Here is a 26,025-nt window from a genome sequence, read left to right on the forward strand (position 1 = left end):
GGGGGAATCGACCTTTGCCGCTAGCTGGCATAACATAGAGCGATAAGTGGATAGCGTATGACCCGCCGTCCAGCGGGAGGAGAAAGAATGGACCAGCAAGACGACATACAATCGGTGCTGTTTAGCGACACGCGCCAGGCATTGCAGGCGGATATCGTTGCTGTGCAGTCTCAGGTTATTTATGGCAGCGTGGGCAACAGTATTGCGGTTCCGGCCATTAAGCAGCACGGCTGGCAGGTTATGGCGGTGCCGACGGTTTTGTTCAGCAATACGCCGCATTACGACACGTTCTATGGCGGGGTGATCCCGGCTGAATGGTTCCGGGGGTATTTGCTGGCGCTGGAAGAGCGTAATGCGCTGCAAACCCTAAAAGCGGTAACCACCGGCTATATGGGTAGTGCGGAACAGATTGCCCTGCTGGCCGATTGGCTGGCAACGATTCGTCAAACACACCCTGATATTTTTGTATTGGTCGACCCGGTTATCGGCGACATCGATAGCGGGATGTATGTGAAGGCGGAGATTCCGCTCGCGTATCGCCAGCATTTGTTGCCGCAGGCGCAGGGCATTACGCCGAATTTGTTCGAGTTGCAGATGTTGAGCGATATGCCGTGTCATACCCTTGAAGAGGCGATTCTGGCCGCGCGCAGTCTCCTTTCAGACACCTTAAAATGGGTAATTATCACCAGTGCACCGTCGAAAAATCCTGAGGCTATCTCGGTGGTGGCGGTGACGGCAGATGATATTCGCGTCATTGAGCATCCGAGAATTGTCACCGACCTGAAAGGCACCGGCGACCTGTTCTGTGCTGAGTTGGTGAGTCGCCTGCTGGAAGGCGCATCGCTTGGCGACGCGGCGGAACGCGCGGCCAATCGCGTATTGCAGGTCATGACCTGGACCCATGAGCACGAGTGTCATGAGCTGATGCTCCCCCCGCTGTAAATCGTTTCCCACGTCGTCAGGCGTGGGAAATCTCTTCAAGCTGCGGAATGCGATACGTTTTTTTCACCACGGTAGCCAGTTCGCTTACGGGAAGGGGTTTTGAGAAGTAGTAGCCCTGAAAGTAATCGACCTGCTTATGCGTCAGATATGCCACCTGATATTCCGTTTCCACGCCTTCAACGATAATTTTCATCCCCAGTGATTTTGCCATATCGATAACACAATCAATCAGTTTGGTGGAATCTCTGGCGCTGGAAATCCCGTTCACAAACAGCTTATCGATTTTAATCAGCCCGACCGGCAACCCGGTGAGTAAATTCAGATTGGAATAACCGGTACCAAAATCATCCAGCGCGATGGTTACGCTGCGGCTTTCGAGAAATCTCAGCGTTTCTTTTAGCTCATTCACTTTCTCAAACGGTTCACGTTCGGTGATTTCTGCGGTGAGGCGAATACTGTTTTCCGGGAAGCGTTTCAGGAATGCACGACACTCGTCGATAAAGTTGGGTGTCTGAATATGTGAGGCGGTGAAATTAAAACTCACGTGAAAAGGTTGGGGCCGCGCTTCAAGCAGGGAAGGCAGTTCATCACCTGCCAGCGCCATTAATTTGCGTGTCAACGGCACAATAAGCCCGCTCTCTTCAGCAAGCGGAATAAAGCTATCGGGCGAGATGATTTCGCCAGAAGGCGTCACCCAGCGCGCAAGCACTTCCACGCCGTAGAATTTCCCTGAGCCGCTGTGGATGACCGGTTGATACCATGGAACGATTTCTCCTTCAGCGATGGCGCGCTCAAGGTTTTCATACAGAGTAGGGCGATGAAGAATATGTCGCCGCAGCGCAACCCCGACGATTAGCGCCAGGCACAGCGTCAGCAGTAACGACAGCCAACCCTGTTGCAGATACAACGAAACGGGAACCGTCTTCCAGGCCGGATAATCGACGGAGTAGGGGAATTTATCCGACTGCACAATGACATGCCTGACGTTATCGTCCGGAACCTTTTTGGCGTGGTGCCGCATTACCGTATCGCCAATATGTAATGTAAGAGGCCGCTGATTGCTCAACAGTTCCAGTACCTCGGTCAGCCACTGGCCACTGAAGCTTGAGGTAATCATCCCTTCCGGATATATCGTTTGTAACACAATCACCTTTTCACCTGGTGAGATGGTCTTATCATCGATGATGCTCAGTTCCTGCGCGATATGCGCCGCATAATTCATATTGATGGCGTTGGCATCATTATAGGAAGAGCAGAACAGGATCTTATCTTTATAAAGATTGATGATGCGGATATGCGGAACAGAAACCACCAACCGCTCAAGTTCGGTACGCGTTTGGGCGGTGCAGGGTTGTGAAAGCAGAGGATGCGCTTTTGTGGCGGCCTGTCGGGAGGCATTCAGCAGCGTATCGATTTTTTGCACGGTCTTTTTCGCCACTAAAGCGGTCTGCTCAAGCTCCGCGGCAATCACCTGAAACCAGGTTAACACCGCGCCACCCACGAGGATTATCAGCACGCAGAAAAGGGTAGTGAACGTTCTGAGTTTTGTGCCGACCGCTTTCATCTGCCATCCATTTTTGTCTGATGAACTGGAAGTATACGTCAGCGAGCCAGTGAAGGGATAACAGAGACAAAAAAGGCGCCTTTCGGCGCCTTTTTCTGTTCAGCAAGAATTACTTCTTGATGCGGATAACCGGGGTTTCACCCACAGTTACGCTACCGGACAGTTTGATCAGCTCTTTGATCTCGTCCATGTTGGAGATAACAACCGGAGTCAGGGTAGACTTGGCTTTCTCTTCCAGCAGCGGCAGATCGAATTCGATAACCGGGTCGCCGACTTTCACGCGTTGGCCTTCTTCAGCGATACGTTTGAAACCTTCGCCTTTCAGTTCAACGGTGTCGATACCGAAGTGAACGAACAGCTCGATGCCGCTATCGGATTCGATAGAGAAGGCATGGTTGGTTTCAAAAATCTTGCCGATAGTCCCATCAACCGGCGCAACCATTTTGTTGCCAGTTGGTTTGATGGCAATACCGTCGCCAACGATTTTTTCAGCAAAAACTACATCCGGCACGTCTTCAATGTTAACGATCTCGCCAGAGAGCGGTGCAATAATCTCAATAGTACCGGTGTCTTTTTTGTCGTCAGAAACCAGAGATTTCAATTTGTCGAACAAACCCATGATCTTCTCCTAAGCAGTAATTGGGCCGAACTCGTGGATTAGCAGATTGTTTTTTCTTCAATGAACTTGTTAACCAGCGCCATTAACTCGTCCGTTGTCGGTTGAGCAAGAGCTTGCTCTGCTAATACCTTCGCATCTTCGAAGTTCGTGTTACGAATGATCTTCTTAATGCGTGGGATAGAAATGGCGCTCATTGAGAATTCGTCCAGACCCATACCCAGCAACAGAAGTGTAGCACGTTCGTCGCCTGCAAGCTCACCACACATGCCAGTCCATTTACCTTCAGCATGAGAAGCATCAATAACCTGCTTGATCAGCGTAAGGACGGACGGTGACATTGGTTGGTAAAGATGTGAAATCATATCATTACCACGGTCAACTGCCAGAGTGTACTGCGTTAAATCATTGGTACCGATACTAAAGAAATCAACTTCTTTGGCTAAATGACGAGCAATCGTTGCCGCAGCCGGTGTTTCCACCATTACGCCAATCTCGATGGACTCATCAAATGCTTTACCTTCGTCGCGCAGTTCCTGTTTGTAGATTTCGATCTCTTTGCGCAGGGCGCGTACTTCTTCAACAGAGATGATCATCGGGAACATGATGCGCAGTTTACCGAAAGCGGACGCACGCAGGATGGCGCGAACCTGGTCACGCAGGATCTCTTTACGATCCATTGCGATACGCACGGCACGCCAGCCCAGGAACGGGTTCTCTTCTTTCGGGAAGTTCATGTACGGCAGCTCTTTGTCGCCGCCGATGTCCATGGTACGGACGATAACCGCCTGAGAGCCACACGCTTCAGCAACGGCTTTATACGCAGCAAACTGTTCTTCTTCAGTTGGCAGCGCGTCACGGTCCATGAACAGGAATTCAGTACGATAGAGACCAACGCCTTCTGCGCCATTGCGCTCAGCGCCTTCGACGTCACGCACGGTACCGATGTTGGCGCAAACTTCAACCTGGTGACCATCAAGGGTGATAGCCGGCAGATCTTTCAGTTTTGCCAGTTCAGCTTTTTCAGAAGCAACCTGCTCCTGAACGGCGCGCAGTTTTTCGATCTCTTCGTTGGTCGGGTTGACGTAAACCTGGTTGTTTACGGCATCCAGAATCAGATAGTCGTCGTTTTTCACCTGAGAGGTGACGTTGCCGGTACCCACAATCGCAGGCAGTTCCAGAGAACGCGCCATGATGGAGGTGTGAGAAGTACGGCCACCGACGTCAGTGATAAAGCCCAGCACCTTCTTCAGGTTCAGCTGTGCGGTTTCGGACGGGGTCAGGTCAGCCGCAACCAGGATAACTTCGTCCTGAATTGCGCTCAGGTCGATGATTGCCAGACCCAGGATGTTGCGCAGCAGGCGCTTACCGATGTCACGTACGTCAGCCGCACGCTCTTTCAGGTATTCATCATCCAGTTCTTCCAGGGCAGTCGCCTGACCTTCGATAACCTCATGAGCCGCTGCGTCAGCCGTCATGTGCTTATCTTTAACCAGGGCTATGATTTCCTGCTCCAGCTCTTCATCTTCGAGCAGCATGATGTGCCCTTCGAAGATAGCTTCTTTTTCTTCACCGAAAGTTTCGCCAGCTTTAGTCTTGATGGCTTCTAACTGTGCCGACGCCTTGGCGCGACCAGCCAGAAAACGCTCAACTTCCTGATCAACCTTATCGGCAGAAATTTTTTTCCGGTCGATGACAATCTCATCTTCTTTCAGCAGCAGTGCTTTACCGAAAGCGATACCCGGGGATGCTAAAATGCCTGAAATCATAACCCTACCTTACTTGTGACTGATATGAAAAAGAACTCTGGAACTTACTCGAGTTCAGCCATCAGCTTAACGAGATGCTCAACTGCTTTTTGTTCGTCTTCACCTTCAGCGGAAAGGGTCACAACGGTGCCCTGAGTCAGGCCCAGAGTCTGCAGTTTGAACAGGCTTTTTGCGCTGGCGCTTTTGCCGTTGGAGGTCACAGTGATCTCAGAAGTGAAGCCTTTCGCTTCTTTAACAAACTGAGCAGCAGGGCGGGTATGCAGACCGTTCGGAGCGGTAATGGTAACTTCTTGCTGGAACATTATATTTCCCCAACTTATAGGTTTAGTGTTGTGGAACTAAAGTCTAGCCTGGCGGCCTGACTTTAGCCTGTAGTAATCAGCGATGTCACGATTCTGAACGCCGGAATCGGTATAATACTTTCCGATTCGTGCGCTTCTGGCCTTCGGCGCTTCGCTTATCATTAAACATTATGCCGCGAAAGAGAGATTTGAACCAAATCATAAAATCGATTCAGCTTGTGCAAATCCGGAAATGAATAATTTCGCGCATCAAAATAAATCTGAATGTTAAATACCAGACCTGATGCGGTGAAGCAATGGCAGGGGGGGTAAAAGTTTGATGCACGCCACAAAAAAGCACCCAAAAGGGTGCTTTTTTACGCGCTTTTAACATGCTGGCACTACTGTTGCAGTTCCTTCTCTGTGAAGAGATCGGCAAACAGTGCGGTGCTCAGATAACGCTCACCCGATGACGGTAGGATAACCACAATATTCTTGTTGGTAAAGGTTTCATCTTCCTGAAGTTTCAACGCTGCCGCAACGGCTGCGCCGGAAGAGATGCCAGCCAGAATACCTTCTTCTTCCATCAGGCGGCGCGCGGTGGAAATGGCTTCTTCATTGGTGATGGCGACAACTTTATCAACCAGCTTAAGATCGAGGTTGCCCGGGATGAAACCGGCACCGATACCCTGAATTTTGTGCGGGCCCGGTTTGATCTCTTCACCCGCCAGCGCCTGAGCAATGACCGGGGAGTCTGTCGGTTCAACCGCGACGGAAATCAGGTCGGTTTTGCCTTTTGTGCCTTTGATGTAACGCGACACGCCGGTCAGCGTACCGCCGGTACCGACACCTGCGATAAATACGTCAACCTGACCATCGGTATCTTCCCAGATTTCCGGGCCGGTGGTTTTTTCATGAATTTCCGGGTTTGCCGGGTTGCTGAATTGCTGCAGCAGCAGGAATTTTTCCGGGTCGCTGGCAACAATTTCTTCAGCTTTTTGAATCGCGCCTTTCATGCCTTTCGCGCCTTCGGTCAGCACCAGATTTGCGCCCAACGCTTTCAGCAGCTTGCGACGTTCAATACTCATGGTTTCCGGCATGGTCAGCGTCAGTTTGTAGCCACGTGCGGCGGCGACATAGGCCAGCGCGATACCGGTGTTACCGCTGGTCGGTTCAACCAGCTCTACGCCCGGTTTCAGCACGCCACGTTTTTCTGCATCCCAAATCATGTTGGCACCGATACGGCACTTAACGCTGAAGCTTGGGTTGCGTGATTCTACCTTCGCCAGAATGCGTCCGTTACCGATGCGGTTCAGTCGAACCAGCGGCGTGTGACCGATAGTCAGCGAGTTATCTTCAAAAATCTTACTCATGGCCTGTCCTTAACTGTATGAAATTTGGGGTACTGCCCCAGCATACCTGCTTAAAGAATCTGCGGAAGTAAGTAATTAGCATATCTATATTCAGAAGGGAAATAATGGCTGTCAGGATGGAATAAGGAAAGCATAACGGCGCTCACGAGCGTGAGCGCCTGAAGGGGTTACTTCCACATCGCATGTTTATCGCGATAACAGTCGACCCACATCGCCGTTGCGCCGCAGATGGCGACCGGGATAATGACCAGGTTTAATACCGGGATCAGGGTAAACAGACTCGCCAGCGCGCCGAACTGCATGTTCAGCACTTTGCGTTCGCGTAGCGCCGTGCGCATGGTTTTAAACGGCACTTTATGGTTGTCGAACGGGTAATCGCAGTACTGGATCGCCAGCATCCATGCGCTGAATAGAAACCACAATACTGGCGCGACCGTCTGCCCGATACCGGGAATAAAATAGAGCACCAACAGCACCAGCGCGCGCGGCAGATACCAGGCAAACTTCTGCCATTCGCGCTTCATGATGCGCGGCACGTCTTTTACCACACCCAATACGCCCGTATCCGGCGGCGTTGCGCCGGTCAGGCGCGCTTCAAGCTGTTCCGCCAGCAGGCCGTTAAACGGCGCGGCAATCCAGTTGGCGATGGTCGAAAAGAAGTAGCCGAACACCAGTAAAATCGAAATCACCGCCACCGGCCACAGCAGGTAGCTCAGCCATTGCAGCCAGTCAGGGATTTGCCCCATCAGCGAGGGGATCCACTCGCCGAGCTTACTGAACAGCCACCAGAACGCGCCTCCCATCAGTACAATGTTGACCAGCAACGGTAAAATAACGAACCGGCGAATGCCGGGTAACCCGATCAGTTTCCAGCCCTGCGAGAAATAATAGAGACCGCTGCGCGGGGAAGGGGTGGATGATGAAACCATGGTCAGCAAATGCTCCTGTGTCTGACAGCTACGAAATTACCTGCGTATATTATCGGGTTGTCAGGGAATGACCAGTTAGGAAATGTTCGAAAAAACAGCAAAAAGCACGATTTAGGTTATCTTTCTGCGGGGAATGTCATGTGCGCACTTGCACTTGACGTGTTGGGCAAATACTCTTAGGGAGTAAATGTTTGCCGTGGTGGCAAGGTGTTAGAACAACAGAGAATATAATGATGCAGGATTTGCGTCTGATATTAATCATTGTTGGCGCGATCGCCATACTCGCTCTTCTGGTTCATGGTTTCTGGACCAGCCGTAAAGAGCGCTCGTCAATGTTCCGCGATCGCCCACTAAAACGCATGAAGTCTCGTGAAGACGACGAGTCTGATGATGGCTTCGATGATAGTGATGAAGGCGTGGGCGAAGTTCGTGTCCACAAGGTCAATCACGCCCCGGGCGTAGCTGGGGAGCATGACGCACCTCATCAGGCGCCTTCGCACCAGTACCAGCCCCCTTATGAGCGTCAGGTTCAACAGCCTGTGCGCCACGAGGAGCCAGCCCGGCCATCCGCACCGCAGCCTCAACAGCCGCGCGTGCAGCAACCGCCTGTCCAGCAGCCGCATGCGCAGCCGCAGCCGGTTCATCAGCCACAACCTCATTCGCAGCCGCAGCCTGTTGCCGCACCTCAGCCGGTGCAGCCCGCCGCGCCGCAGCCTCAACCGGTTGCTCCGCCACAGCCTGCCGCGCCAGAACCTCAGGTCGCGCAACCGCAACCAGCGCCAGCCGCTGTACAGCAGCCAGAGCCTAAGCCGGTTGAAGAAGCGCCCGCGAAGCCTGAGCGTAAAGAGACCGTCATCGTGATGAACGTCTCCGCGCACCAGGGGACGCAGATCAACGGCGAGCTGCTGCTGAACAGTATTCAGCAGGCCGGGTTCAAATTTGGCGATATGAATATTTTCCATCGCCACTTAAGCCCTGATGGCAGTGGCCCTGCGCTTTTCAGCCTTGCGAATATGCTGAAACCCGGCACCTTCGACCCGGAAAATATGGCTGATATGGCGACGCCTGGTATCACTATCTTTATGCAGGTACCGGCTTACGGCGATGCACTGCAAAACTTCAAGCTGATGTTGCAATCGGCACAGTACATTGCCGATGAAGTGGGCGGTGTGGTGCTTGACGATCAACGTCGGATGATGACGCCGCAGAAACTGCGCGAATACCAGGACCGCATCCGCGACGTGCTGGAATCGAACGCCTAATCACGGCTGGCGTTTTATCAACTCTCCCTGAACCCCCGCCTGTCGGGGGTTTTTTATCATTGATGGTGTGATATGGAACCGATCGAACAACAACTGAATGAACTGCGAACCACGCTTCGCCATCATGAATATCTCTACCACGTTATGGATGCGCCGGAAGTGCCGGACGCCGAGTACGATCGCCTGATGCGCGAACTGCGCGAGCTTGAGGCGCAACATCCCGAATTGATTACACCAGATTCGCCGACGCAACGCGTGGGCGCATCGCCGCTGGCCGCGTTCAGCCAGGTGCGTCACGAAGTGCCTATGCTGTCGCTGGATAACGTGTTTGATGAAGAGAGCTTCCTCGCCTTCAACAAGCGCGTGCAGGACCGACTGAAAAGCAGCGACGCGCTGGTCTATTGCTGTGAGCTGAAGCTGGATGGCCTGGCGGTGAGTATTCTTTATGAAAACGGCGTCATGGTGCAGGCGGCGACGCGCGGCGACGGCACCACCGGGGAAGATATCACCGCTAACGTGCGCACTATTCGCGCGATCCCGTTAAAACTGCGCGGAGACAATATCCCGGCGCGCCTCGAAGTGCGTGGTGAAGTGTTCCTGCCGCAGGCGGGGTTCGAAAAAATCAATGATGACGCGCGACGTACCGGCGGCAAATTATTTGCCAACCCGCGTAATGCGGCGGCGGGGTCGTTGCGTCAGCTTGACCCGCGTATTACGGCGAAGCGACCACTTACTTTCTTCTGCTACGGCGTGGGTATTCTGGAGGGCGGTGAACTGCCCGCCAGCCATATGGGGCGTCTGCAACAGTTTAAAGCCTGGGGCCTGCCGGTGAGCGATCGCGTAAAACTCTGCAACTCCCCGGAGGAAGTACTCGCTTACTATCACAAGGTTGAGGAAGACCGCCCGACGCTCGGCTTTGATATTGACGGTGTGGTGATTAAAGTCGACTCGCTGGCGCTACAGGAACAGCTGGGCTTTGTTGCGCGCGCGCCGCGCTGGGCTGTGGCCTTTAAATTTCCGGCACAGGAACAAATGACCTTTGTGCGCGACGTAGAATTTCAGGTAGGCCGTACCGGGGCAATTACGCCGGTTGCACGTCTTGAACCGGTGCAGGTGGCAGGCGTGCTGGTGAGCAATGCCACGCTGCATAATGCGGATGAAATCGAGCGTCTTGGGTTACGTATTGGCGATAAGGTGGTGATTCGCCGCGCCGGGGATGTTATCCCGCAGGTGGTGAATGTGGTGCTCTCTGAGCGCCCGAACGAGACGCAGGAAATTGTTTTCCCGACCCATTGCCCGGTTTGTCAGTCTGACGTCGAGCGTGTGGAAGGCGAAGCGGTGGCGCGCTGTACTGGCGGACTAATTTGCGGGGCGCAGCGTAAAGAGTCACTGAAACACTTTGTCTCCCGCCGCGCGCTGGATGTTGACGGCATGGGCGATAAAATCATCGACCAGTTGGTGGAAAAAGAGTACGTCCATACGCCTGCCGATCTGTTCACGTTAACCGCAGGCAAGCTGACCGGGCTCGATCGTATGGGGCCGAAATCGGCGCAAAATGTGGTTAACGCGCTGGAAAAAGCGAAAAACACCACCTTTGCACGCTTCCTCTACGCACTCGGTATCCGCGAAGTGGGTGAAGCCACGGCTGCCGGGCTGGCGGGCTATTTTGGCACCCTTGAGGCGCTGGAAGCCGCATCGATTGAAGAGCTGCAAAAAGTGCCGGATGTCGGCATTGTGGTTGCCACGCATGTCTTCAACTTCTTTGCTGAAGAGAGCAATCGCGACGTCATCCAGCAGTTGCTGAAAGAGGGCGTGAACTGGCCTGCGGCGGTTATGATTAAAGCTGAAGACATCGACAGCCCGTTTGCCGGGAAAACGGTTGTTCTGACCGGCAGCCTGAGCCAGATGTCGCGCGATGATGCAAAGGCGCGTTTAGTCGAGCTTGGTGCCAAAGTTGCGGGCAGCGTGTCGAAGAAAACTGACCTGGTGATTGCCGGGGAAGCGGCAGGCTCTAAGCTTGCAAAAGCGCAGGAGCTGGGGATTGAGGTGATTGATGAAGCTGAAATGCTACGGCTTTTAGGCGTCTGATATGGATAAGGCGCAGCTCATTGAAATCGCCAATACGGAAATGCCGTTTGGTAAATACAAAGGGCGTCGGTTGATTGACGTCCCGGAAGAGTATCTGCTCTGGTTTGCCCGTAAGGATCAATTTCCTGCCGGGCATCTGGGCGAGCTAATGGCCTTAACGCTGCTGATTAAAACAGAGGGGCTGACCCAGCTGGTGCAGCCCCTGAAGCGTTAAGCGTCGGATGTATTGACCGCGCGGGCCTGCTCTTCGGCCTGCAATTTTTCTGCCTGCTGTTTGTAGCGACGCGCCAGTACCGCGCACACCATCAGTTGGATCTGATGGAATATCATCAGCGGCAGTACCATCATGCCGATAACCGATGTCGGGAACAGGATGTTCGCCATCGGTATCCCGTTCGCCAGGCTTTTCTTCGAGCCGCAGAAAACAATTGTGATTTCATCCGCTTTATTAAAGCCTGCTTTACGTGCCACCAGTACGTTCACGGCAATCACAATCGCCAGCAGGATAATGCTCACCACCACGATAAACAGCAGCGAACCCAGCCCCACTTTGTGCCAGATACCGTTCACCACCGCTTCGCTGAATGCCGAGTAAACCACTAACAGAATAGAAGTCTGGTCGGTTTTGCCAATCCACTTTTTATGCTTCGCGACAAATGCGCCGGTCCACGGGCGAGAAAGGTGCCCAAGCACGAACGGCAACAGCAGTTGCAGCATGATTTTGCCGACCTGCTCAAGGCTGCCTTCCGCGCCGTGCATGTTCATCAGCAATCCAACCAGTAACGGCGAGAGGAAAATCCCCAGCAGGCTGGACGCTGACGCAGAACAGACCGCCGCCGCAACGTTCCCGCCCGCAAGCGACGTAAACGCGATGGCTGACTGGACGGTTGCCGGCAGAATACACAGATAGAGAAAACCGGTATACAGCGCCGGGTCCACCGCCACCGGGGACCACCACACCAGCAGCACGCCCAGCGCCGGGAAGAGAATGAAGGTGCTGCACATTACCCACAGGTGCAATCGCCAGTGGCTGCCCCCGGCAATAATCGCTTCACGAGACAATTTTGCACCGTGCATAAAGAACAGCAGCGCAATCGCGGCGGTGGTCAGATGTTCAAAAAAGGGGACAAACTCGCCGCGTGCCGGGAAGAAAGAGGCCAGCAGCACCACGGTAATGAGTGTCAGCGTAAACGGGTCAAGAATACGAAAAAGTTTCATAAAGACTCCTGAAAATCGATGGCGCTATTGTGCTTCTTTCAGTTTGAGAAATAAAATTGATTTATTGCATCCATTCATGAAGAAAATAGATGAATTACTCGCTAAAGCAATTAAAGGTATTCGTCACGGTGGCGCAGGAGAAAAGTTTCAGCCGTGCGGGAGAGCGTATCGGCCTGAGCCAGTCGGCGGTAAGTCACAGCGTGAAGGAGCTGGAGCATCATACTGGCGTTCGTTTGCTGGACAGAACGACGCGCGAAGTGGTGCTCACTGAGGCAGGGCAACAGCTGGCTTTGCGTCTGGAACGACTGCTGGATGAACTGAACAGCACCCTGCGCGACGCCGGGCGTATGGGCCAGCAGTTGAGTGGAAAAGTCCGCGTTGCTGCCAGCCAGACCATATCCGCGCATCTTATTCCGCAATGCATTGCCGAAAGTCATCGTCGCTATCCGGATATTCAGTTTGTTCTGCACGATCGTCCCCAGCAGTGGGTGATGGAGAGTATTCGCCAGGGCGATGTGGATTTTGGGATCGTTATCGATCCCGGCGCGGTGGGCGATCTGCAGTGTGAAGCGATTCTTTCCGAGCCGTTTTTCCTGCTTTGTCATCGCGAACATCCGCTGGCAGCCCAGGATTATGTGCCCTGGCAGGCGCTACAGGGGGCAAAACTGGTTTTGCAGGATTACGCTTCAGGCAGCCGACCGTTGATTGATGCCGCGCTGGCGCGCAACGGTATTCAGGCGGATATCGTGCAGGAGATTGGTCACCCGGCGACGCTGTTCCCGATGGTGGCTGCCGGTATCGGCATCAGCATTCTTCCGGCGCTGGCGCTGCCGTTACCCGAGGGCAGCCCGCTGGTGGTGAAGCGTATCACGCCGGTGGTGGAGCGCCAGCTGATGCTGGCACGCAGGAAAAACCGGTCGCTTTCAACCGCCGCTGAAGCATTATGGGACGTGGTGCGTGACGAAGGCTGTGCCTTAATGGCGGGGCGTGAAGGTAATCCGCTGTATCGGATTTAGAGCGCGTAATTTCTGCCGGACGCGCCGGCAGAAAAAGGATCAGAAGTTAAATTTGATGGAGTAGATTATCGCATCCTGATAAAAATCTTCGCCCAGTTTGTCATCCGCATAGCGGTACTGAATCCCTGTGGTGATATGTGATGTTGCATTCCACCAGAGTGCAACTGCGCCATTGAGCCCCTCTTTGCCCCCGTTACCCGCCGCATAGGTAGCGTCACGATCAAACTCGTACTCGTTCCAGTTGGTGAGGGTGAATTTCTCGCTGCCCAGTGTAAAGCTGTAACCCGCAACCCAACCGGCTACGTAGCCGTTATCACCCGTGTAATAGGTTTGATCCGTATAGCGTTTGGCAAAGAAAGGTTTGAACCACCAACCGTTGCCGGTGAAGTTGTAGCCAAAACCGTACAGGAACATATCGTCGTGGAAATTTACCCGATTTGCCGAGCCGTAGGTGCCATACGCGTGCAGGTAGAGATTAAATCCGGTATCCCCGAGATAAATGCGGTTGGTATTTTTAAAAGTATAACGCTGCTCACTTCCTGCTTTATCGTGACGACCGTTATAAAAGTTTTCCCAATCAAAGAAACCGTAGGTTTCTCCCCAGCTAAAGTTGGCGCCACCTTCCAGTTCGAGATAACCAAAATCATCTTTATGCGATTTGGTTGAGGATTTTTCGGTGGTCCGGCTGGTCCAGTCCAGGTAATGCACGCCGATATCTGCAAAGCCGCCTTTAAATTCTGCATGGGATACTGCAGGTATCGCTAATATAGAGGAGAGCGTCAGAGTTAAAAGATGTTTTTTCATAGCATAATTCCCTATGCCGATCGTTATTAGTAGATTGCTTAATAAAGTGGTTTGTAAAAAACGGCATATTGTTAATGCAAAGGAATAGATGTCGCCAATACAGTTTTTACAGTGGATTAATAGTGAAAAGATATAAATCTATCGATACCGAATCGCTATTGAATGCGTGAGAAAAGTGTATTGGTAAGAGCCGGGACAACCTCGCTATAAAAAGGCGTTAGATTCAACCCTACAGAAAAAGGATATATATGTCTCAGGCTCAATTTTCTCATAACCCGCTGTTTTGCGTCGATATTATCCGGGCTTATAAACCTGATTTCACTCCAAGAGTGGCATTTATTTTAGGTTCCGGGCTGGGCGCGCTGGCCGATCAGATTGAGAACGCCGTCGCAATTTCCTATGAAAAGCTGCCGGGCTTCCCGGTAAGCACGGTACATGGTCATGCGGGGGAGTTAGTGCTGGGTCATCTCCAGGGCGTACCGGTGGCATGCATGAAAGGTCGGGGGCATTTCTACGAAGGTCGTGGAATGACCATCATGACCGACGCGATACGTACTTTTAAATTGCTGGGCTGCGAACTGCTGTTCTGCACTAATGCGGCAGGCTCACTGCGTCCGGAAGTTGGGGCGGGCAGCCTGGTTGCGCTGAAAGATCATATTAACACCATGCCAGGTACGCCGATGGTGGGTCTTAACGATGAACGCTTTGGGGAACGCTTCTTCTCACTGGCGAATGCCTACGATGCGGATTACCGCGCGCTGTTGCAAAAAGTGGCGAAAGAAGAGGGTTTCCCTCTGACGGAAGGCGTGTTTGTCTCGTATCCGGGCCCGAATTTCGAAACTGCGGCTGAAATTCGCATGATGCAAATTATTGGTGGGGATGTTGTTGGTATGTCTGTGGTACCTGAAGTTATTTCAGCACGCCATTGCGACCTTAAAGTGGTTGCAGTCTCTGCTATCACCAATATGGCGGAAGGTCTTAGTGATGTGAAGCTTTCGCATGCTCAAACGCTGGCAGCAGCGGAGCTCTCTAAGCAGAACTTCATCAACCTTATTTGTGGCTTTCTGCGCAATATTGCCTAAGTAAAACAACAAGAAACGGCCTCACGGGTGAGGCCATATGATGCGATAAGGAAACGATTATGAGCATCGCTATGCGCTTAAAGGTAATGTCCTTTTTGCAATATTTTATCTGGGGGAGCTGGCTGGTTACCCTCGGCTCTTACATGATTAATACCCTTCATTTCACCGGCGCTAACGTCGGTATGGTCTACAGCTCCAAAGGTATCGCCGCGATTATTATGCCTGGTATTATGGGGATCATTGCGGACAAATGGCTGCGCGCGGAACGTGCCTACATGCTGTGCCATCTGGTGTGCGCTGGCGTACTTTTTTATGCGGCATCTGTTAGCGATCCGGATACCATGTTTTGGGTGATGTTAGTCAATGCGATGGCATTTATGCCGACCATCGCGTTATCTAACAGTGTCTCGTACTCCTGCCTTGCCCAGGCGGGGCTTGACCCGGTGACGGCTTTCCCGCCCATTCGCGTTTTTGGTACGGTGGGCTTCATCATCGCGATGTGGGCGGTAAGTTTACTGCATCTGGAATTGAGCAGTCTGCAACTGTATATCGCGTCCGGTGCGTCGCTGCTGTTGTCTGCCTATGCACTTACGCTGCCGAAGATTCCCGTTGCGGAGAAAAAAGCGACCACTTCGCTTGCCAGTAAACTCGGTCTGGATGCCTTCGTCCTGTTCAAAAACCCCCGCATGGCGGTTTTCTTCCTGTTTGCGATGATGCTGGGAGCGGTGCTGCAAATCACCAACGTCTTCGGCAACCCGTTCCTGCATGATTTCGCCCGTAATCCGGAATTTGCTGACAGTTTTGTGGTGAAATACCCCTCCATTTTGCTGTCGGTTTCACAGATGGCAGAAGTGGGCTTTATTCTGACTATCCCATTCTTTTTAAAGCGATTCGGCATTAAAACCGTCATGCTGATGAGTATGGTGGCCTGGACGCTACGCTTTGGTTTCTTTGCCTATGGCGATCCATCGCCAACCGGCTTTATTTTACTGCTGCTGTCGATGATCGTTTACGGCTGTGCGTTCGATTTCTTCAATATTTCCGGCTCGGTGTTTGTCGAACAGGAAGTTGATTCCAGTATTCGTGCCAGCGCTCAGGGGCTCTTCATGACCATGGTGAATGGTGTTGGCGCATGGGTCGGCTCGATTCTGAGTGGAATGGCGGTGGATTACTTCTCTGTGGATGGTGTGAAAGACTGGCATACCATCTGGCTGGTGTTTGCTGCATACGCATTGTTCCTCGCAGTGATATTTTTCTTCGGATTTAAATATAAACATGATCCTGAGAAATTAGCGCATCGCGCGATAACCCATTAAAAGAACTGGCAGCTCCGATTTTCGGGGCTGCTTTTTGATAAAAGGTGCTCTGTGAAAGATATTTTATTTTCTTCTGGTGTCGGTTTTGGCATCGGTGCGTTGTTTACATTATTACGTTTACCCATTCCTGTACCAAATGTATTGCCGGGAATACTATCCATTGTGTTTATGTATATAGGTTATCTGGTGGTGAAGTTCTTTATGCCATGATAATTTAATCTTTTATAACTCTCAGGCGGAGCACCTAATTATGGAACGTGTTTATCGAACAGATCTTAAGTTGCTCCGCTATTTCCTTGCCGTTGCGGAAGAGTTGCATTTTGGGCGCGCAGCGGCGCGTTTAAATATGTCGCAACCACCGCTGAGCATCCATATTAAAGAGCTGGAAAATCAACTCGGCACTCAGCTTTTTATTCGTCATTCTCGCAGCGTTGCCCTGACGCACGCGGGTAAAATCCTGATGGAAGAATCCCGCAGGTTACTGGTTAATGCGAATCAGGTACTGGCTCGGGTGGAGCAAATAGGCCGGGGAGAAGCGGGGCGGATTGAACTTGGTGTAGTGGGAACGGCAATGTGGGGGCGTATGCGCCCTGTCATGCGGCGGTTCCTGAAAGAAAACCCCAACGTTGAAGTTCTGTTTCGCGAAAAGATGCCCGCCATGCAAATGGCGCTGCTGGAGCGGCGGGAACTCGATGCGGGGATCTGGCGGATGGCGACAGAACCGCCGGAAGGCTTTACCAGTTTACGCTTGCATGAATCGGCTTTTCTGGTCGCAATGCCTGAAGAGCATCATCTGACGTCATACTCCGCGATTCCCCTGGAAGCGCTTCGCGATGAATATTTTGTCACCATGCCGCCCGTGCATACCGATTGGGCCTTTTTGCAACGTGTTTGCCAGCAGGCTGGGTTTTCCCCGGTTATTATTCGTGAGGTCAATGAACCGCAAACGGTGCTGGCGATGATCAGCATGGGTATTGGTATCACGTTGATAGCAGACAGTTACGCGCAGATGAACTGGCCTGGTGTCGTTTTCCGTCCACTTGCGGAGCGCATTCCGGCAGATTTGTATATTGTTTATGAAACGCAGCAGGTGACACCCGCGCTGATTAAGCTGCTGGCGGCGTTGACGCACCAGGTGAGAATGTCGGGTGGCGCTGACGCTTACCCGACCTACAAATCTTGAACCGGCGTAGGCCTGATAAGCGAAGCGCCATCAGGCAATTTCTCAAATCGCAGATAGCAAAAAGGCGCCTTTAGGGCGCCTTTTTACATTGGTGGGTCGTGCAGGATTCGAACCTGCGACCAATTGATTAAAAGTCAACTGCTCTACCAACTGAGCTAACGACCCGAAGTGGTGGGTGATGACGGGATCGAACCGCCGACCCCCTCCTTGTAAGGGAGGTGCTCTCCCAGCTGAGCTAATCACCCACTTCGGTACTTCACATTTTTGCAAGAAATCCAGCTGGCGAGAAAGTGGTGGGTGATGACGGGATCGAACCGCCGACCCCCTCCTTGTAAGGGAGGTGCTCTCCCAGCTGAGCTAATCACCCACTTCTCAATTTCTTGCTACACGGCGGAGACTACATAAAGTAGTTGGTGGGTGATGACGGGATCGAACCGCCGACCCCCTCCTTGTAAGGGAGGTGCTCTCCCAGCTGAGCTAATCACCCCCGCTGTGTGGAGTCGCATTATAGGGAGAGTTGAAAATGAGTCAACGCATTTTCTAAAGAATTTGTTTGTTCGTCGTAAAATTAGACAATGCGGTGGGGTTTTATGCGCTCACGCATGATTTCTATACAAAAACGGCTAACTTTGTCCATGATGAGGGATGAAGATTGAGGAATCAGCCAGGAGTGATAGAATATTGCCCTTCTCAGTTCCAGGTTTTGCCGGTTGTCGGCATCTTTAATAAACGTAAGGCCATTTAATGAAAATCAAAACTCGCTTCGCGCCCAGCCCGACAGGCTATCTGCACGTCGGCGGTGCTCGTACTGCTCTTTACTCCTGGCTTTTTGCACGTAATCACGACGGTGAGTTTGTGCTGCGTATTGAAGACACCGATCTCGAGCGCTCCACGCCGGAAGCTATTGAAGCCATTATGGATGGTATGAACTGGCTGAATCTGGAATGGGATGAAGGTCCGTACTATCAGACTAAACGTTTCGATCGCTACAACACGGTTATCGACGAAATGCTGGAAGCGGGCACCGCGTATAAATGCTACTGCTCCAAAGAGCGTCTGGAAGCGCTGCGTGAAGAGCAGATGGCGAACGGTGAAAAACCGCGTTATGACGGCCGCTGCCGCCACAGCCACGAACATCATGCTGACGATGAGCCGTGCGTGGTGCGTTTCGCGAACCCGCAGGAAGGTTCGGTTATCTTTGATGACCAGATCCGTGGCCCGATCGAGTTCAGCAACCAGGAGCTGGACGATCTGATCATCCGCCGTACCGATGGTTCCCCAACCTATAACTTCTGTGTGGTTGTCGATGACTGGGATATGGAAATCACCCACGTTATCCGTGGCGAAGACCATATCAACAACACGCCGCGTCAGATCAACATCCTGAAAGCGCTGAATGCACCGGTACCGGTTTACGCGCACGTATCGATGATCAACGGCGATGACGGCAAAAAACTCTCTAAACGTCACGGCGCAGTCAGCGTGATGCAGTATCGCGACGATGGCTACCTGCCGGAAGCGCTGCTGAACTATCTGGTGCGTTTAGGTTGGTCTCACGGCGATCAGGAAATCTTCACCCGTGAAGAGATGATCAAATTCTTCACCCTGAACGCCGTAAGTAAATCAGCCAGCGCCTTCAACACTGAAAAACTGCAGTGGCTGAATCATCACTACATCAACAATCTGCCATCTGAATATGTTGCAACGCATCTGCAGTGGCATATTGAGCAGGAAAATATCGACACCCGCGTGGGTCCGCAGCTGTCTGAGCTGGTGAAACTGCTGGGCGAACGTTGCAAAACGCTGAAAGAGATGGCGCAGAGTTGCCGTTACTTCTATGAAGATTTCGCTGAGTTCGACGCGGATGCGGCGAAAAAACACCTGCGTCCGGTTGCGCGTCAGCCGCTGGAAGTGGTGCGCGATAAACTGTCTGCTATCACTGACTGGACGGCAGAAAATGTTCATCACGCGATTCAGGCGACCGCCGATGAGCTGGAAGTGGGCATGGGTAAAGTCGGGATGCCGCTGCGCGTAGCCGTAACGGGTGCAGGTCAATCGCCTGCGCTGGACGTAACCGTTCACGCGATTGGTAAAAACCGCAGCATCGAGCGCATCAACAAAGCGCTGGGCTTTATTGCCGAGCGCGAAAGCCAGCAGTAATAAAAAACGGGCGAAAGCCCGTTTTTTTTATCCCTGTGCTCCGGCCAACCCAAGCCGCGACATAAACCCACAAATGCCTTCACGACGCAGCAAAACATTCAGCTTTTCCATCTCGTCTGGCGTCATCACCTGTAAGGTGTCGCTGATCTGCTGCCAGATAACGTCCGCTTCGTTGGTTGAGTAGCTTTTCGCCGGTTCATTCATTTGCACGTCGGCTTCATCAACGTGGAGCAGGGCAGGTGTATTAGCCAGAAAGTCTCTCACCTGCTGGGTGATGTGTATCAACCTTGCCCGACCACCTTTCACGCCCGGCATCGGCTCGGTTTGCCAGTGTTGTTCGCGGATCCAGCGATTGATTGTCTGACGCGTCATTCCCAGACAGCGCGCCAGCTCTTCGGTAGACATTTTATCTTTGAGTCTTTTCATTACGATTATGCGCCACGGATACCCAAACGTTGCAGCAGGCCGCTGATCCCTTCACGCAACAGTAAAGAGGTTAACTGTCGCTGCTCTTCAAGCGTCATTTCCTGCGCCAGATTCAGCAACAGGCCGTGAAACGCATTGTCATTCACACTCTGCGTGGTGTAAGTCGCGGTGGTGTCGGATGCGCGTTGCGCGCTATAGATAAACTCCCTGACCTGATCGTTAATGTGGACCAGACGGGCTTTTCCACCCTGAACGCCGGGACGGGGCGATGTTTGCCAACCTTCCTTGCGCACCCATTTATTAACGGTTTGTCGGCTGTAGCCAGTCAGGTGGGCGATTTCTTCCGGTGTCATTCGTTCCTTGAGCATGCTATTTCCTGAATCGCAGTGTGGAATTACGAGTTCATGTTATAGCATCATTTTAAAAGAAAGCGTGACAGGATTAACTTCTCTCTGCGAGCGTGCTCGGAATGTTATTCATCTGTCTGCTTTTTCAGCGATTAGCTTGCCGCAAAGCATTTTGCCGTTGACACCTCGCAATGGAATTCATATTATGCCGCCCGTCAACACGACACGCTTTACGTTGGGGCTATAGCTCAGCTGGGAGAGCGCTTGCATGGCATGCAAGAGGTCAGCGGTTCGATCCCGCTTAGCTCCACCAAATCCTGCTCCCATCAGGTTTGGAACGTAAAAGCACCGTTGGGGCTATAGCTCAGCTGGGAGAGCGCTTGCATGGCATGCAAGAGGTCAGCGGTTCGATCCCGCTTAGCTCCACCAAATTCAAACCCTCGCCTGTGGCGGGGGTTTTTTGTTTGTCTATACTGTTCCTAAACCAGCCACAACAATATTCGTATTCCGCCTTGTTTAGTCGGAATTTCCTCCTTTAGCACCTTGATTCGCTCGAATAATGCCCATAGTATCATTCTGGGTTATAGGTGTACCGACAAGGATGCAGTTCTGAATACTAATGAGATTTAATACAGATATTTTGTCGCGCAAGTTTTTTATAGCATTAGCTCTTTCTTTAATCGCAATTCCCTTTGCTCGCTTTGTCTCGCCTAAAGCCGTTATTGATGGTACTGAAGCTTATCTTGCCTGGTTGCCGCTTAGTGCAGCATTCGCTATCGTTCTGCTGTTTGGTCGTCACGCCGTTATTCCTTTGATCATTAGCTTTTTGGTGGTCAATAATTTCGTTGTCGATCTCACGCTTTTCCAGGCAGTTGTTTTACTTACCTGCCAGTTACTGGGCGTGCTGATTTCATCTGTAATGTTGCGCTGGAGCGTTGGCCGACGGTGGCGTTACGGATTGCCCAGCCACCATATGGGCGCTGTAGTCTTCTGGATTGGCTTTGTGGCACCGGCGATCATCAAAGGTATTATGTATCTGGTTGGTCACTACCTTGATTTTCCGGTAAGCGTCTCCAGCTACTTTGGCACCCATTCGTTGGTTTATGGCGTTGTGGATGTGCAAAGTCTCATTTGTGCGTCCCTGATATTTACGCCGCTTTTCTATTATCCAATGCGGATGATCCTTAACCCGCACTATGCCAGAGCCTTCTGGCGTCGTCATGTGGCCGCCTGCCTGTCGTCGCAGAATCGAACTTTTGTACTGTACTGGGTCCTGGGGCTTGTGGCGCTGCTCACCATACTGTGTTCGCCTTATGAGACGGAGTACATTGCCGGCTACCTGGTACCCATTATCTTTATCCTCTTCTTTTCGGGAATCAGTCGCTTAAGCGGCGTACTTATCGTCCTGATTTGGTCTGTGTCAGCATTCTTGCTGGTGCTGAATAACAAGCATTTCCTGTTTGGCGTGCTGAGCGCCTACTCGGTTGCTTTTGTTCTCTCAGTGCTGATCTCATTCACGATTTGTATTCTGTATATGGTACAGATTTACGCGCGCGGCGAGGCGCTGAAACGCAAATGGCACGACCAGGCGCTGATCGACCCCTTAACTGGGCTGCCGAACCTGCGTGAGTTTGAGCTGTGGTTAAAAGAGAACCCGCAGGCGACCGTTTGCTGCCTGCGCATTGATAACCTCGAGTTCTTAAGCCGCCACTACGGCATGATGATGCGCATTCACTGTAAGCGTGCGATCACCCGAAATTTACAGCCGCTTCTTACTCACGATGAAAAACTCTTTCAGATCCCCGGCAATGAGTTATTGCTGGTATTGACCGGTCCGGAGACCGAAGCGCGCCTGACGCATATTGTTGAATACCTGAATAATCACAAAATTAGCTGGAATAACAATGTGATCGACCTGGAATTCGGCGCGTCCTGGGGTGTCATCGACGGCAAAGAAGAAAACCAGCTGCACCATACGCTGGGGCAACTGAGCTGGCTCTCCGAACAGGCATGCAGCGCGCACCAGGTGCTGGCGCTGGATAGCCGGGAAGAGGCCGTCTCCGGCTTTACCACTGAGCGCGTCATAATGTTAAATCGGGTTAAACGCGCGCTTGCGCATGGCGGTATTCTTCTCTATGCGCAGCCTATCGTCGATAAAAACGGTCAGGGTTACCATGAGATTCTCAGCCGCCTGCAGTGCGACGGCGAGCTGATTATGCCGGATAAATTTATCCCGATTATCACCCAGTTTAACCTGAGCTACCGCTTTGATATGCAGGTAGTGGAAACGCTGCTCAGCAAGATGAAGCACTATCCGGAGCACCGTTTCGCCATCAATCTGATGCCGTTTACCCTGATGCAGAAAGGTGCGGCGGATGAAATCATTCGGCTGCTGAAACGCTATCGCGTCACGCCTGAAGCCATCACCATTGAGGTCACGGAGGAGCAGGCGTTCTCAGACTCGGAAAACAGTTTGCAGAATATTCGCCAGCTCAGCGCGTATGGCTGCCTGATTGCGATCGATGACTTTGGTACCGGGTACGCCAACTATGAGCGCCTGAAGCGTGTGGAAGCGGATATCGTCAAGATTGACGGTTGCTTTGTGCGCGATATTGTCAGCGAAAAAATGGACCAACTGATCGTGAAGTCGATTTGCGACATGGCGAAGGTGAAGAACCTGACGCTGGTGGCCGAGTATGTCGAAACGCAGGAGCAGAAAGAGACGTTATTCGAACTGGGCGTGGATTATCTGCAAGGCTATTTGATTGGTAAACCTGCACCGCTCAGCGAATTGAAGAAATAAAAAACGGGACGATTATCGTCCCGTTTTTTTATGTTTCCTGTTCAGTCAGGCGTTACAGCACCAGCGCCGCGATAGACGCAGACAGCACGCTCACCAGCGTAGAACCATAAACCAGTTTCAGGCCGAAGCGGGAAACTACGTTACCTTGCTCTTCATTCAGGCCTTTAATCGCCCCGGCGATGATACCGATAGAAGAGAAGTTCGCGAAGGAAACCAGGAACACGGAGATGATACCGACTGCGCGCGGAGAGAGCGTAGACGCCACTTTCTGCAGGTCCATCATCGCGACGAATTCGTTAGAGACCAGTTTGGTCGCCATGATACTGCCTACCTGCAGCGCTTCGCTGGCCGGTACACCCATCACCCACGCAATCGGGTAGAAGATGTAGCCCAGGATGCCCTGGAAGGAAATACCCAGAACGGCAGCAAACAGGGCGTTCAGACCTGCAATCAGCGCGATAAAGCCAATCAGCATCGCCGCAACGATAATCGCTACTTTGAAACCAGCCAGAATGTATTCACCCAGCATTTCGAAGAAGCTTTGGCCTTCGTGCAGGTTAGACATCTGAATGTTTTCTTCGCTGGCATCAACGCGGTACGGGTTGATGATAGAGAGGACGATAAAGGTGCTGAACATGTTCAGAACCAGCGCCGCCACCACGTATTTCGGGTCCAGCATGGTCATGTAGGCGCCGACGATAGACATCGACACGGTAGACATGGCGGTTGCCGCCATGGTGTACATGCGGTTGCGGGACATTTTGCCGAGAATATCTTTATAAGCGATAAAGTTCTCAGACTGACCCAGAATCAGCGAGCTCACGGCGTTGAACGATTCCAGTTTGCCCATGCCGTTGACTTTGGAGAGCACGAAACCAATTGCACGGATAACAACCGGCAGTACGCGAATGTGTTGCAGGATACCGATCAGCGCAGAGATGAAGACGATAGGGCACAGAACTTTCAGGAAGAAGAATGCCAGGCCTTGATCGTTCATGCTACCGAAGACGAAGTTGGTGCCTTCGTTGGCGAATCCGAGCAGTTTTTCGAACATTTCGGAAAAGCCTTTCACGAAGCCCAGACCGACGTTGGAGTTCAGGAAGAACCATGCCAGTAAGACTTCGATGACAAGTAATTGAATTACATAACGAATTCGAATTTTTTTGCGGTCATGGCTGACCAGCAACGCTAAAATCGCCACAACGCCAAGCGCCAGGACGAAATGAAGAACGCGGTCCATATTTGCTCCAAATATGAGGCAGGTTTAATTTTCTTGCACATTCTATGTAACGTAACTAAATAAAACGAGATCAAAGTCGCACTATATTCAGAACCTGTGAGCAATCTCAAAAAGAGTGATCGAACATACATTTTTATTATGTTACGTAAATGTGTTTAAAGATTGTATAATGTACTAACCTCACAATAAGCGTATACCAAACCTTCCCAACCTCCAGCCCGACTATCGGTTTCGGCTATCAGAGCAATCATTATCACCTCTCTAAATGAACTTGATAATCATTCTCATTTTGGTAGCATGAAACATAGCAAAGGCTATGTTTTTGAGGCAGAGAATGACAGAGAGTCGCGTGGCAAGTAACAACAGCAGTCGTACAGCGCGCCGGATGAGGCTTGCGCTGATGGGGCCCGCATTTATTGCCGCCATCGGCTATATCGATCCGGGTAACTTTGCGACCAACATTCAGGCCGGGGCCAGCTTCGGCTATCAGCTTTTGTGGGTGGTGGTATGGGCCAACCTGATGGCGATGCTGATTCAGGTGCTTTCTGCCAAGCTCGGTATCGCCACGGGCAAAAACCTGGCGGAACAGATCCGCGACCATTACCCAAGACCGGTAGTGTGGTTTTACTGGGTGCAGGCTGAAATCATCGCTATGGCGACCGATCTCGCGGAGTTTATCGGCGCGGCGATTGGCTTTAAGCTGATCCTGGGTATCTCCCTGCTTCAGGGCGCGGTACTTACCGGGATTGCCACGTTCCTGATCCTGATGCTGCAACGGCGTGGGCAAAAACCGCTGGAGAAAGTGATCGGCGGGCTGCTGCTGTTTGTCGCCGCAGCCTACATCGTCGAACTGATCTTCTCGCAACCTGCACTGGCCCCGCTGGCAAAAGGGATGATTATTCCTTCTCTGCCCACCTCGGAAGCCGTATTCCTCGCGGCGGGCGTGCTGGGTGCGACCATCATGCCGCACGTGATTTACCTGCACTCGTCGTTGACGCAGAATTTGCACGGCGGTAGCGCGCGCGAACGCTATAACGCCACGCGCTGGGATGTGGCGATTGCCATGACCATCGCCGGATTCGTTAACCTGGCGATGATGGCTACCGCTGCCGCCGCGTTTCACTTCCACGGGCATACGGGAATTGCGGATCTCGACCAGGCGTATCTGACGCTGGAACCGTTGCTCAGTCATTCAGCCGCCACTATCTTTGGCCTGAGCCTGATTGCCGCCGGGCTCTCCTCTACCGTGGTGGGTACCCTGGCAGGGCAGGTGGTGATGCAGGGCTTCATTCGCTTCCACATACCGCTGTGGGTGCGCCGCTCCGTCACTATGCTGCCGTCGTTCATCGTGATTCTGATGGGCATGGACCCGACCCGCATTCTGGTGATGAGCCAGGTGCTGCTGAGCTTCGGGATTGCGCTGGCGCTGGTGCCGCTGCTGGTCTTTACCAGCAATCAAAAACTGATGGGTGAGTTGGTGAACTCCGCACTGGTAAGACGCGTTGGTTGGCTAATTGTAGGGCTGGTGGTCGCGCTGAACGGCTGGCTGCTGGTGGGAACGCTGTTGGGGCTCTAGCATAAAATCCGTGGCCCGCGACAGGTCACG

24 protein-coding genes and 6 tRNA genes are annotated in these 26,025 nt (G+C 52.3%); 15 read left to right on the forward strand and 15 right to left on the reverse strand.

What is annotated here, in order from left to right; genetic code table 11:
• Positions 1 to 87 precede the first annotated feature (87 nt).
• A complete protein-coding gene (gene pdxK, locus G163CM_RS01085; RefSeq protein ID WP_015963511.1) occupies positions 88 to 942 on the forward strand; it encodes a pyridoxine/pyridoxal/pyridoxamine kinase in 855 nt (284 codons plus the stop codon).
• A 16-nt stretch (positions 943 to 958) separates the two neighbouring features.
• Here the strand turns inward: pdxK and G163CM_RS01090 are convergent, their stop codons facing one another.
• The 6 genes from G163CM_RS01090 to cysZ all read right to left on the reverse strand — a co-directional run bounded on the left by G163CM_RS01090 (position 959) and on the right by cysZ (position 7,474).
• On the reverse strand, positions 959 to 2,506 hold the full coding sequence (locus G163CM_RS01090) for an EAL domain-containing protein (RefSeq protein ID WP_231826561.1): 1,548 nt from the start codon (positions 2,504 to 2,506) through the stop codon (positions 959 to 961).
• Between the two features lie 109 nt (positions 2,507 to 2,615).
• Positions 2,616 to 3,125, reverse strand: coding sequence for a PTS glucose transporter subunit IIA (gene crr, locus G163CM_RS01095; protein ID WP_008803873.1), 510 nt, complete (start codon positions 3,123 to 3,125; stop codon positions 2,616 to 2,618).
• Between the two features lie 38 nt (positions 3,126 to 3,163).
• A complete protein-coding gene (gene ptsI / locus G163CM_RS01100) occupies positions 3,164 to 4,891 on the reverse strand; it encodes a phosphoenolpyruvate-protein phosphotransferase PtsI (RefSeq protein ID WP_231826562.1) in 1,728 nt (575 codons plus the stop codon).
• 44 nt (positions 4,892 to 4,935) lie between these two features.
• Positions 4,936 to 5,193, reverse strand: a complete 258-nt coding sequence (gene ptsH / locus G163CM_RS01105) for a phosphocarrier protein Hpr (RefSeq protein WP_002913505.1) — start codon at positions 5,191 to 5,193, stop codon at positions 4,936 to 4,938.
• A 380-nt stretch (positions 5,194 to 5,573) separates the two neighbouring features.
• Positions 5,574 to 6,545 (reverse strand): cysteine synthase A, encoded by a 972-nt coding sequence (gene cysK, locus G163CM_RS01110; RefSeq protein ID WP_015963515.1) that lies wholly within the window; start codon positions 6,543 to 6,545, stop codon positions 5,574 to 5,576.
• 167 nt (positions 6,546 to 6,712) lie between these two features.
• Positions 6,713 to 7,474 carry a sulfate transporter CysZ gene (gene cysZ / locus G163CM_RS01115; protein WP_231826563.1) on the reverse strand — a complete coding sequence of 254 codons (762 nt, stop codon included), beginning with the start codon at positions 7,472 to 7,474 and terminating at the stop codon, positions 6,713 to 6,715.
• Between the two features lie 230 nt (positions 7,475 to 7,704).
• On the opposite strand from cysZ, the gene zipA reads away from it, so the two are divergent.
• The 3 genes from zipA (at position 7,705) to G163CM_RS01130 (ending at position 11,038) form a co-directional block, all read left to right on the forward strand.
• A complete protein-coding gene (gene zipA, locus G163CM_RS01120) occupies positions 7,705 to 8,736 on the forward strand; it encodes a cell division protein ZipA (RefSeq protein ID WP_231826564.1) in 1,032 nt (343 codons plus the stop codon).
• A gap of 72 nt (positions 8,737 to 8,808) precedes the next feature.
• Positions 8,809 to 10,824: an NAD-dependent DNA ligase LigA gene (ligA, locus tag G163CM_RS01125; RefSeq protein WP_231826565.1), complete on the forward strand. Its 2,016-nt coding sequence runs from the start codon at positions 8,809 to 8,811 to the stop codon at positions 10,822 to 10,824.
• Position 10,825: 1 nt separating this feature from the next.
• Entirely contained in the window at positions 10,826 to 11,038 is a 213-nt protein-coding gene (locus tag G163CM_RS01130) for a DUF3820 family protein (RefSeq protein WP_015963519.1), read from the forward strand.
• Here G163CM_RS01130 and G163CM_RS01135 read toward each other — a convergent pair.
• Entirely contained in the window at positions 11,035 to 12,042 is a 1,008-nt protein-coding gene (locus G163CM_RS01135) for a bile acid:sodium symporter family protein (protein ID WP_015963520.1), read from the reverse strand. The two genes, G163CM_RS01130 and G163CM_RS01135, sit on opposite strands and share 4 nt — an antisense overlap.
• Positions 12,043 to 12,131: 89 nt before the next feature.
• Here G163CM_RS01135 and G163CM_RS01140 point away from each other — a divergent pair, with 89 nt between their 5' ends.
• On the forward strand, positions 12,132 to 13,058 hold the full coding sequence (locus tag G163CM_RS01140) for a LysR family transcriptional regulator (RefSeq protein ID WP_015963521.1): 927 nt from the start codon (positions 12,132 to 12,134) through the stop codon (positions 13,056 to 13,058).
• A gap of 39 nt (positions 13,059 to 13,097) precedes the next feature.
• Here the strand turns inward: G163CM_RS01140 and G163CM_RS01145 are convergent, their stop codons facing one another.
• A complete protein-coding gene (locus G163CM_RS01145) occupies positions 13,098 to 13,862 on the reverse strand; it encodes a nucleoside-specific channel-forming Tsx family protein (RefSeq protein WP_231826566.1) in 765 nt (254 codons plus the stop codon).
• Between the two features lie 248 nt (positions 13,863 to 14,110).
• Between G163CM_RS01145 and xapA the strand changes: the two genes are divergently transcribed.
• Genes xapA through G163CM_RS01165 form a run of 4 tightly spaced genes read left to right on the forward strand, consistent with a single transcriptional unit; the run spans position 14,111 to position 17,443 of the window.
• Positions 14,111 to 14,944 carry a xanthosine phosphorylase gene (gene xapA, locus G163CM_RS01150; protein WP_231826567.1) on the forward strand — a complete coding sequence of 278 codons (834 nt, stop codon included), beginning with the start codon at positions 14,111 to 14,113 and terminating at the stop codon, positions 14,942 to 14,944.
• Positions 14,945 to 15,003: 59 nt separating this feature from the next.
• Positions 15,004 to 16,260 (forward strand): xanthosine/proton symporter XapB, encoded by a 1,257-nt coding sequence (gene xapB / locus G163CM_RS01155; RefSeq protein WP_231826568.1) that lies wholly within the window; start codon positions 15,004 to 15,006, stop codon positions 16,258 to 16,260.
• A 51-nt stretch (positions 16,261 to 16,311) separates the two neighbouring features.
• The gene (locus G163CM_RS01160) at positions 16,312 to 16,470 is read left to right on the forward strand and encodes a DUF1427 family protein (protein ID WP_231826569.1); all 159 of its coding nucleotides are present in this window, start codon (positions 16,312 to 16,314) and stop codon (positions 16,468 to 16,470) included.
• A gap of 40 nt (positions 16,471 to 16,510) precedes the next feature.
• Positions 16,511 to 17,443: a LysR family transcriptional regulator gene (locus G163CM_RS01165; protein WP_231826570.1), complete on the forward strand. Its 933-nt coding sequence runs from the start codon at positions 16,511 to 16,513 to the stop codon at positions 17,441 to 17,443.
• An 89-nt stretch (positions 17,444 to 17,532) separates the two neighbouring features.
• On the opposite strand, the gene G163CM_RS01170 is transcribed toward G163CM_RS01165, so the two are convergent.
• From G163CM_RS01170 to G163CM_RS01185, 4 genes are all read right to left on the reverse strand, one after another.
• Positions 17,533 to 17,608: transfer RNA gene (locus tag G163CM_RS01170), tRNA-Lys, on the reverse strand.
• 4 nt (positions 17,609 to 17,612) lie between these two features.
• Positions 17,613 to 17,688, reverse strand: a tRNA-Val gene (locus G163CM_RS01175).
• A 46-nt stretch (positions 17,689 to 17,734) separates the two neighbouring features.
• Positions 17,735 to 17,810, reverse strand: a tRNA-Val gene (locus G163CM_RS01180).
• Between the two features lie 44 nt (positions 17,811 to 17,854).
• Positions 17,855 to 17,930, reverse strand: a tRNA-Val gene (locus G163CM_RS01185).
• A 257-nt stretch (positions 17,931 to 18,187) separates the two neighbouring features.
• On the opposite strand from G163CM_RS01185, the gene gltX reads away from it, so the two are divergent.
• Positions 18,188 to 19,603, forward strand: a complete 1,416-nt coding sequence (gltX, locus tag G163CM_RS01190; protein WP_231826571.1) for a glutamate--tRNA ligase — start codon at positions 18,188 to 18,190, stop codon at positions 19,601 to 19,603.
• A gap of 27 nt (positions 19,604 to 19,630) precedes the next feature.
• On the opposite strand, the gene G163CM_RS01195 is transcribed toward gltX, so the two are convergent.
• Positions 19,631 to 20,029 carry a YfeC-like transcriptional regulator gene (locus G163CM_RS01195; protein ID WP_231826572.1) on the reverse strand — a complete coding sequence of 133 codons (399 nt, stop codon included), beginning with the start codon at positions 20,027 to 20,029 and terminating at the stop codon, positions 19,631 to 19,633.
• A 5-nt stretch (positions 20,030 to 20,034) separates the two neighbouring features.
• Positions 20,035 to 20,397 carry a YfeC-like transcriptional regulator gene (locus tag G163CM_RS01200; protein ID WP_015963529.1) on the reverse strand — a complete coding sequence of 121 codons (363 nt, stop codon included), beginning with the start codon at positions 20,395 to 20,397 and terminating at the stop codon, positions 20,035 to 20,037.
• Positions 20,398 to 20,613: 216 nt separating this feature from the next.
• Between G163CM_RS01200 and G163CM_RS01205 the strand changes: the two genes are divergently transcribed.
• From G163CM_RS01205 to G163CM_RS01215, 3 genes are all read left to right on the forward strand, one after another.
• Positions 20,614 to 20,689, forward strand: a tRNA-Ala gene (locus G163CM_RS01205).
• 40 nt (positions 20,690 to 20,729) lie between these two features.
• Positions 20,730 to 20,805, forward strand: a tRNA-Ala gene (locus tag G163CM_RS01210).
• 190 nt (positions 20,806 to 20,995) lie between these two features.
• Entirely contained in the window at positions 20,996 to 23,179 is a 2,184-nt protein-coding gene (locus tag G163CM_RS01215; RefSeq protein WP_231826573.1) for a sensor domain-containing phosphodiesterase, read from the forward strand.
• Between the two features lie 52 nt (positions 23,180 to 23,231).
• Here the strand turns inward: G163CM_RS01215 and nupC are convergent, their stop codons facing one another.
• Positions 23,232 to 24,419, reverse strand: coding sequence for a nucleoside permease NupC (gene nupC / locus G163CM_RS01220; RefSeq protein ID WP_015963531.1), 1,188 nt, complete (start codon positions 24,417 to 24,419; stop codon positions 23,232 to 23,234).
• A 297-nt stretch (positions 24,420 to 24,716) separates the two neighbouring features.
• On the opposite strand from nupC, the gene G163CM_RS23515 reads away from it, so the two are divergent.
• Positions 24,717 to 24,779: a hypothetical protein gene (locus tag G163CM_RS23515; protein WP_420851433.1), complete on the forward strand. Its 63-nt coding sequence runs from the start codon at positions 24,717 to 24,719 to the stop codon at positions 24,777 to 24,779.
• Complete coding sequence (locus tag G163CM_RS01225) at positions 24,754 to 25,995, forward strand: Nramp family divalent metal transporter (RefSeq protein ID WP_231826574.1); 1,242 nt, start codon at positions 24,754 to 24,756, stop codon at positions 25,993 to 25,995. The genes G163CM_RS23515 and G163CM_RS01225 overlap by 26 nt, the downstream gene beginning before the upstream one ends.
• Positions 25,996 to 26,025 lie beyond the last annotated feature (30 nt).

The sequence above is a fragment of the Pseudocitrobacter corydidari genome, assembly GCF_021172065.1.
Lineage (GTDB): Bacteria > Pseudomonadota > Gammaproteobacteria > Enterobacterales > Enterobacteriaceae > Pseudocitrobacter > Pseudocitrobacter corydidari.

Bases quoted from the DNA above. Each gene is read 5' to 3' on its own strand.
- pdxK (WP_015963511.1), top strand. From the start codon at position 88: ATGGACCAGCAAGACGACATACAATCGGTGCTGTTTAGCGACACGCGC.
- G163CM_RS01090 (WP_231826561.1), bottom strand. From the start codon at position 2,506: ATGAAAGCGGTCGGCACAAAACTCAGAACGTTCACTACCCTTTTCTGC.
- crr (WP_008803873.1), bottom strand. From the start codon at position 3,125: ATGGGTTTGTTCGACAAATTGAAATCTCTGGTTTCTGACGACAAAAAA.
- ptsI (WP_231826562.1), bottom strand. From the start codon at position 4,891: ATGATTTCAGGCATTTTAGCATCCCCGGGTATCGCTTTCGGTAAAGCA.
- ptsH (WP_002913505.1), bottom strand. From the start codon at position 5,193: ATGTTCCAGCAAGAAGTTACCATTACCGCTCCGAACGGTCTGCATACC.
- cysK (WP_015963515.1), bottom strand. From the start codon at position 6,545: ATGAGTAAGATTTTTGAAGATAACTCGCTGACTATCGGTCACACGCCG.
- cysZ (WP_231826563.1), bottom strand. From the start codon at position 7,474: ATGGTTTCATCATCCACCCCTTCCCCGCGCAGCGGTCTCTATTATTTC.
- zipA (WP_231826564.1), top strand. From the start codon at position 7,705: ATGATGCAGGATTTGCGTCTGATATTAATCATTGTTGGCGCGATCGCC.
- ligA (WP_231826565.1), top strand. From the start codon at position 8,809: ATGGAACCGATCGAACAACAACTGAATGAACTGCGAACCACGCTTCGC.
- G163CM_RS01130 (WP_015963519.1), top strand. From the start codon at position 10,826: ATGGATAAGGCGCAGCTCATTGAAATCGCCAATACGGAAATGCCGTTT.
- G163CM_RS01135 (WP_015963520.1), bottom strand. From the start codon at position 12,042: ATGAAACTTTTTCGTATTCTTGACCCGTTTACGCTGACACTCATTACC.
- G163CM_RS01140 (WP_015963521.1), top strand. From the start codon at position 12,132: ATGAATTACTCGCTAAAGCAATTAAAGGTATTCGTCACGGTGGCGCAG.
- G163CM_RS01145 (WP_231826566.1), bottom strand. From the start codon at position 13,862: ATGAAAAAACATCTTTTAACTCTGACGCTCTCCTCTATATTAGCGATA.
- xapA (WP_231826567.1), top strand. From the start codon at position 14,111: ATGTCTCAGGCTCAATTTTCTCATAACCCGCTGTTTTGCGTCGATATT.
- xapB (WP_231826568.1), top strand. From the start codon at position 15,004: ATGAGCATCGCTATGCGCTTAAAGGTAATGTCCTTTTTGCAATATTTT.
- G163CM_RS01165 (WP_231826570.1), top strand. From the start codon at position 16,511: ATGGAACGTGTTTATCGAACAGATCTTAAGTTGCTCCGCTATTTCCTT.
- gltX (WP_231826571.1), top strand. From the start codon at position 18,188: ATGAAAATCAAAACTCGCTTCGCGCCCAGCCCGACAGGCTATCTGCAC.
- G163CM_RS01195 (WP_231826572.1), bottom strand. From the start codon at position 20,029: ATGAAAAGACTCAAAGATAAAATGTCTACCGAAGAGCTGGCGCGCTGT.
- G163CM_RS01200 (WP_015963529.1), bottom strand. From the start codon at position 20,397: ATGCTCAAGGAACGAATGACACCGGAAGAAATCGCCCACCTGACTGGC.
- G163CM_RS01215 (WP_231826573.1), top strand. From the start codon at position 20,996: ATGAGATTTAATACAGATATTTTGTCGCGCAAGTTTTTTATAGCATTA.
- nupC (WP_015963531.1), bottom strand. From the start codon at position 24,419: ATGGACCGCGTTCTTCATTTCGTCCTGGCGCTTGGCGTTGTGGCGATT.
- G163CM_RS01225 (WP_231826574.1), top strand. From the start codon at position 24,754: ATGACAGAGAGTCGCGTGGCAAGTAACAACAGCAGTCGTACAGCGCGC.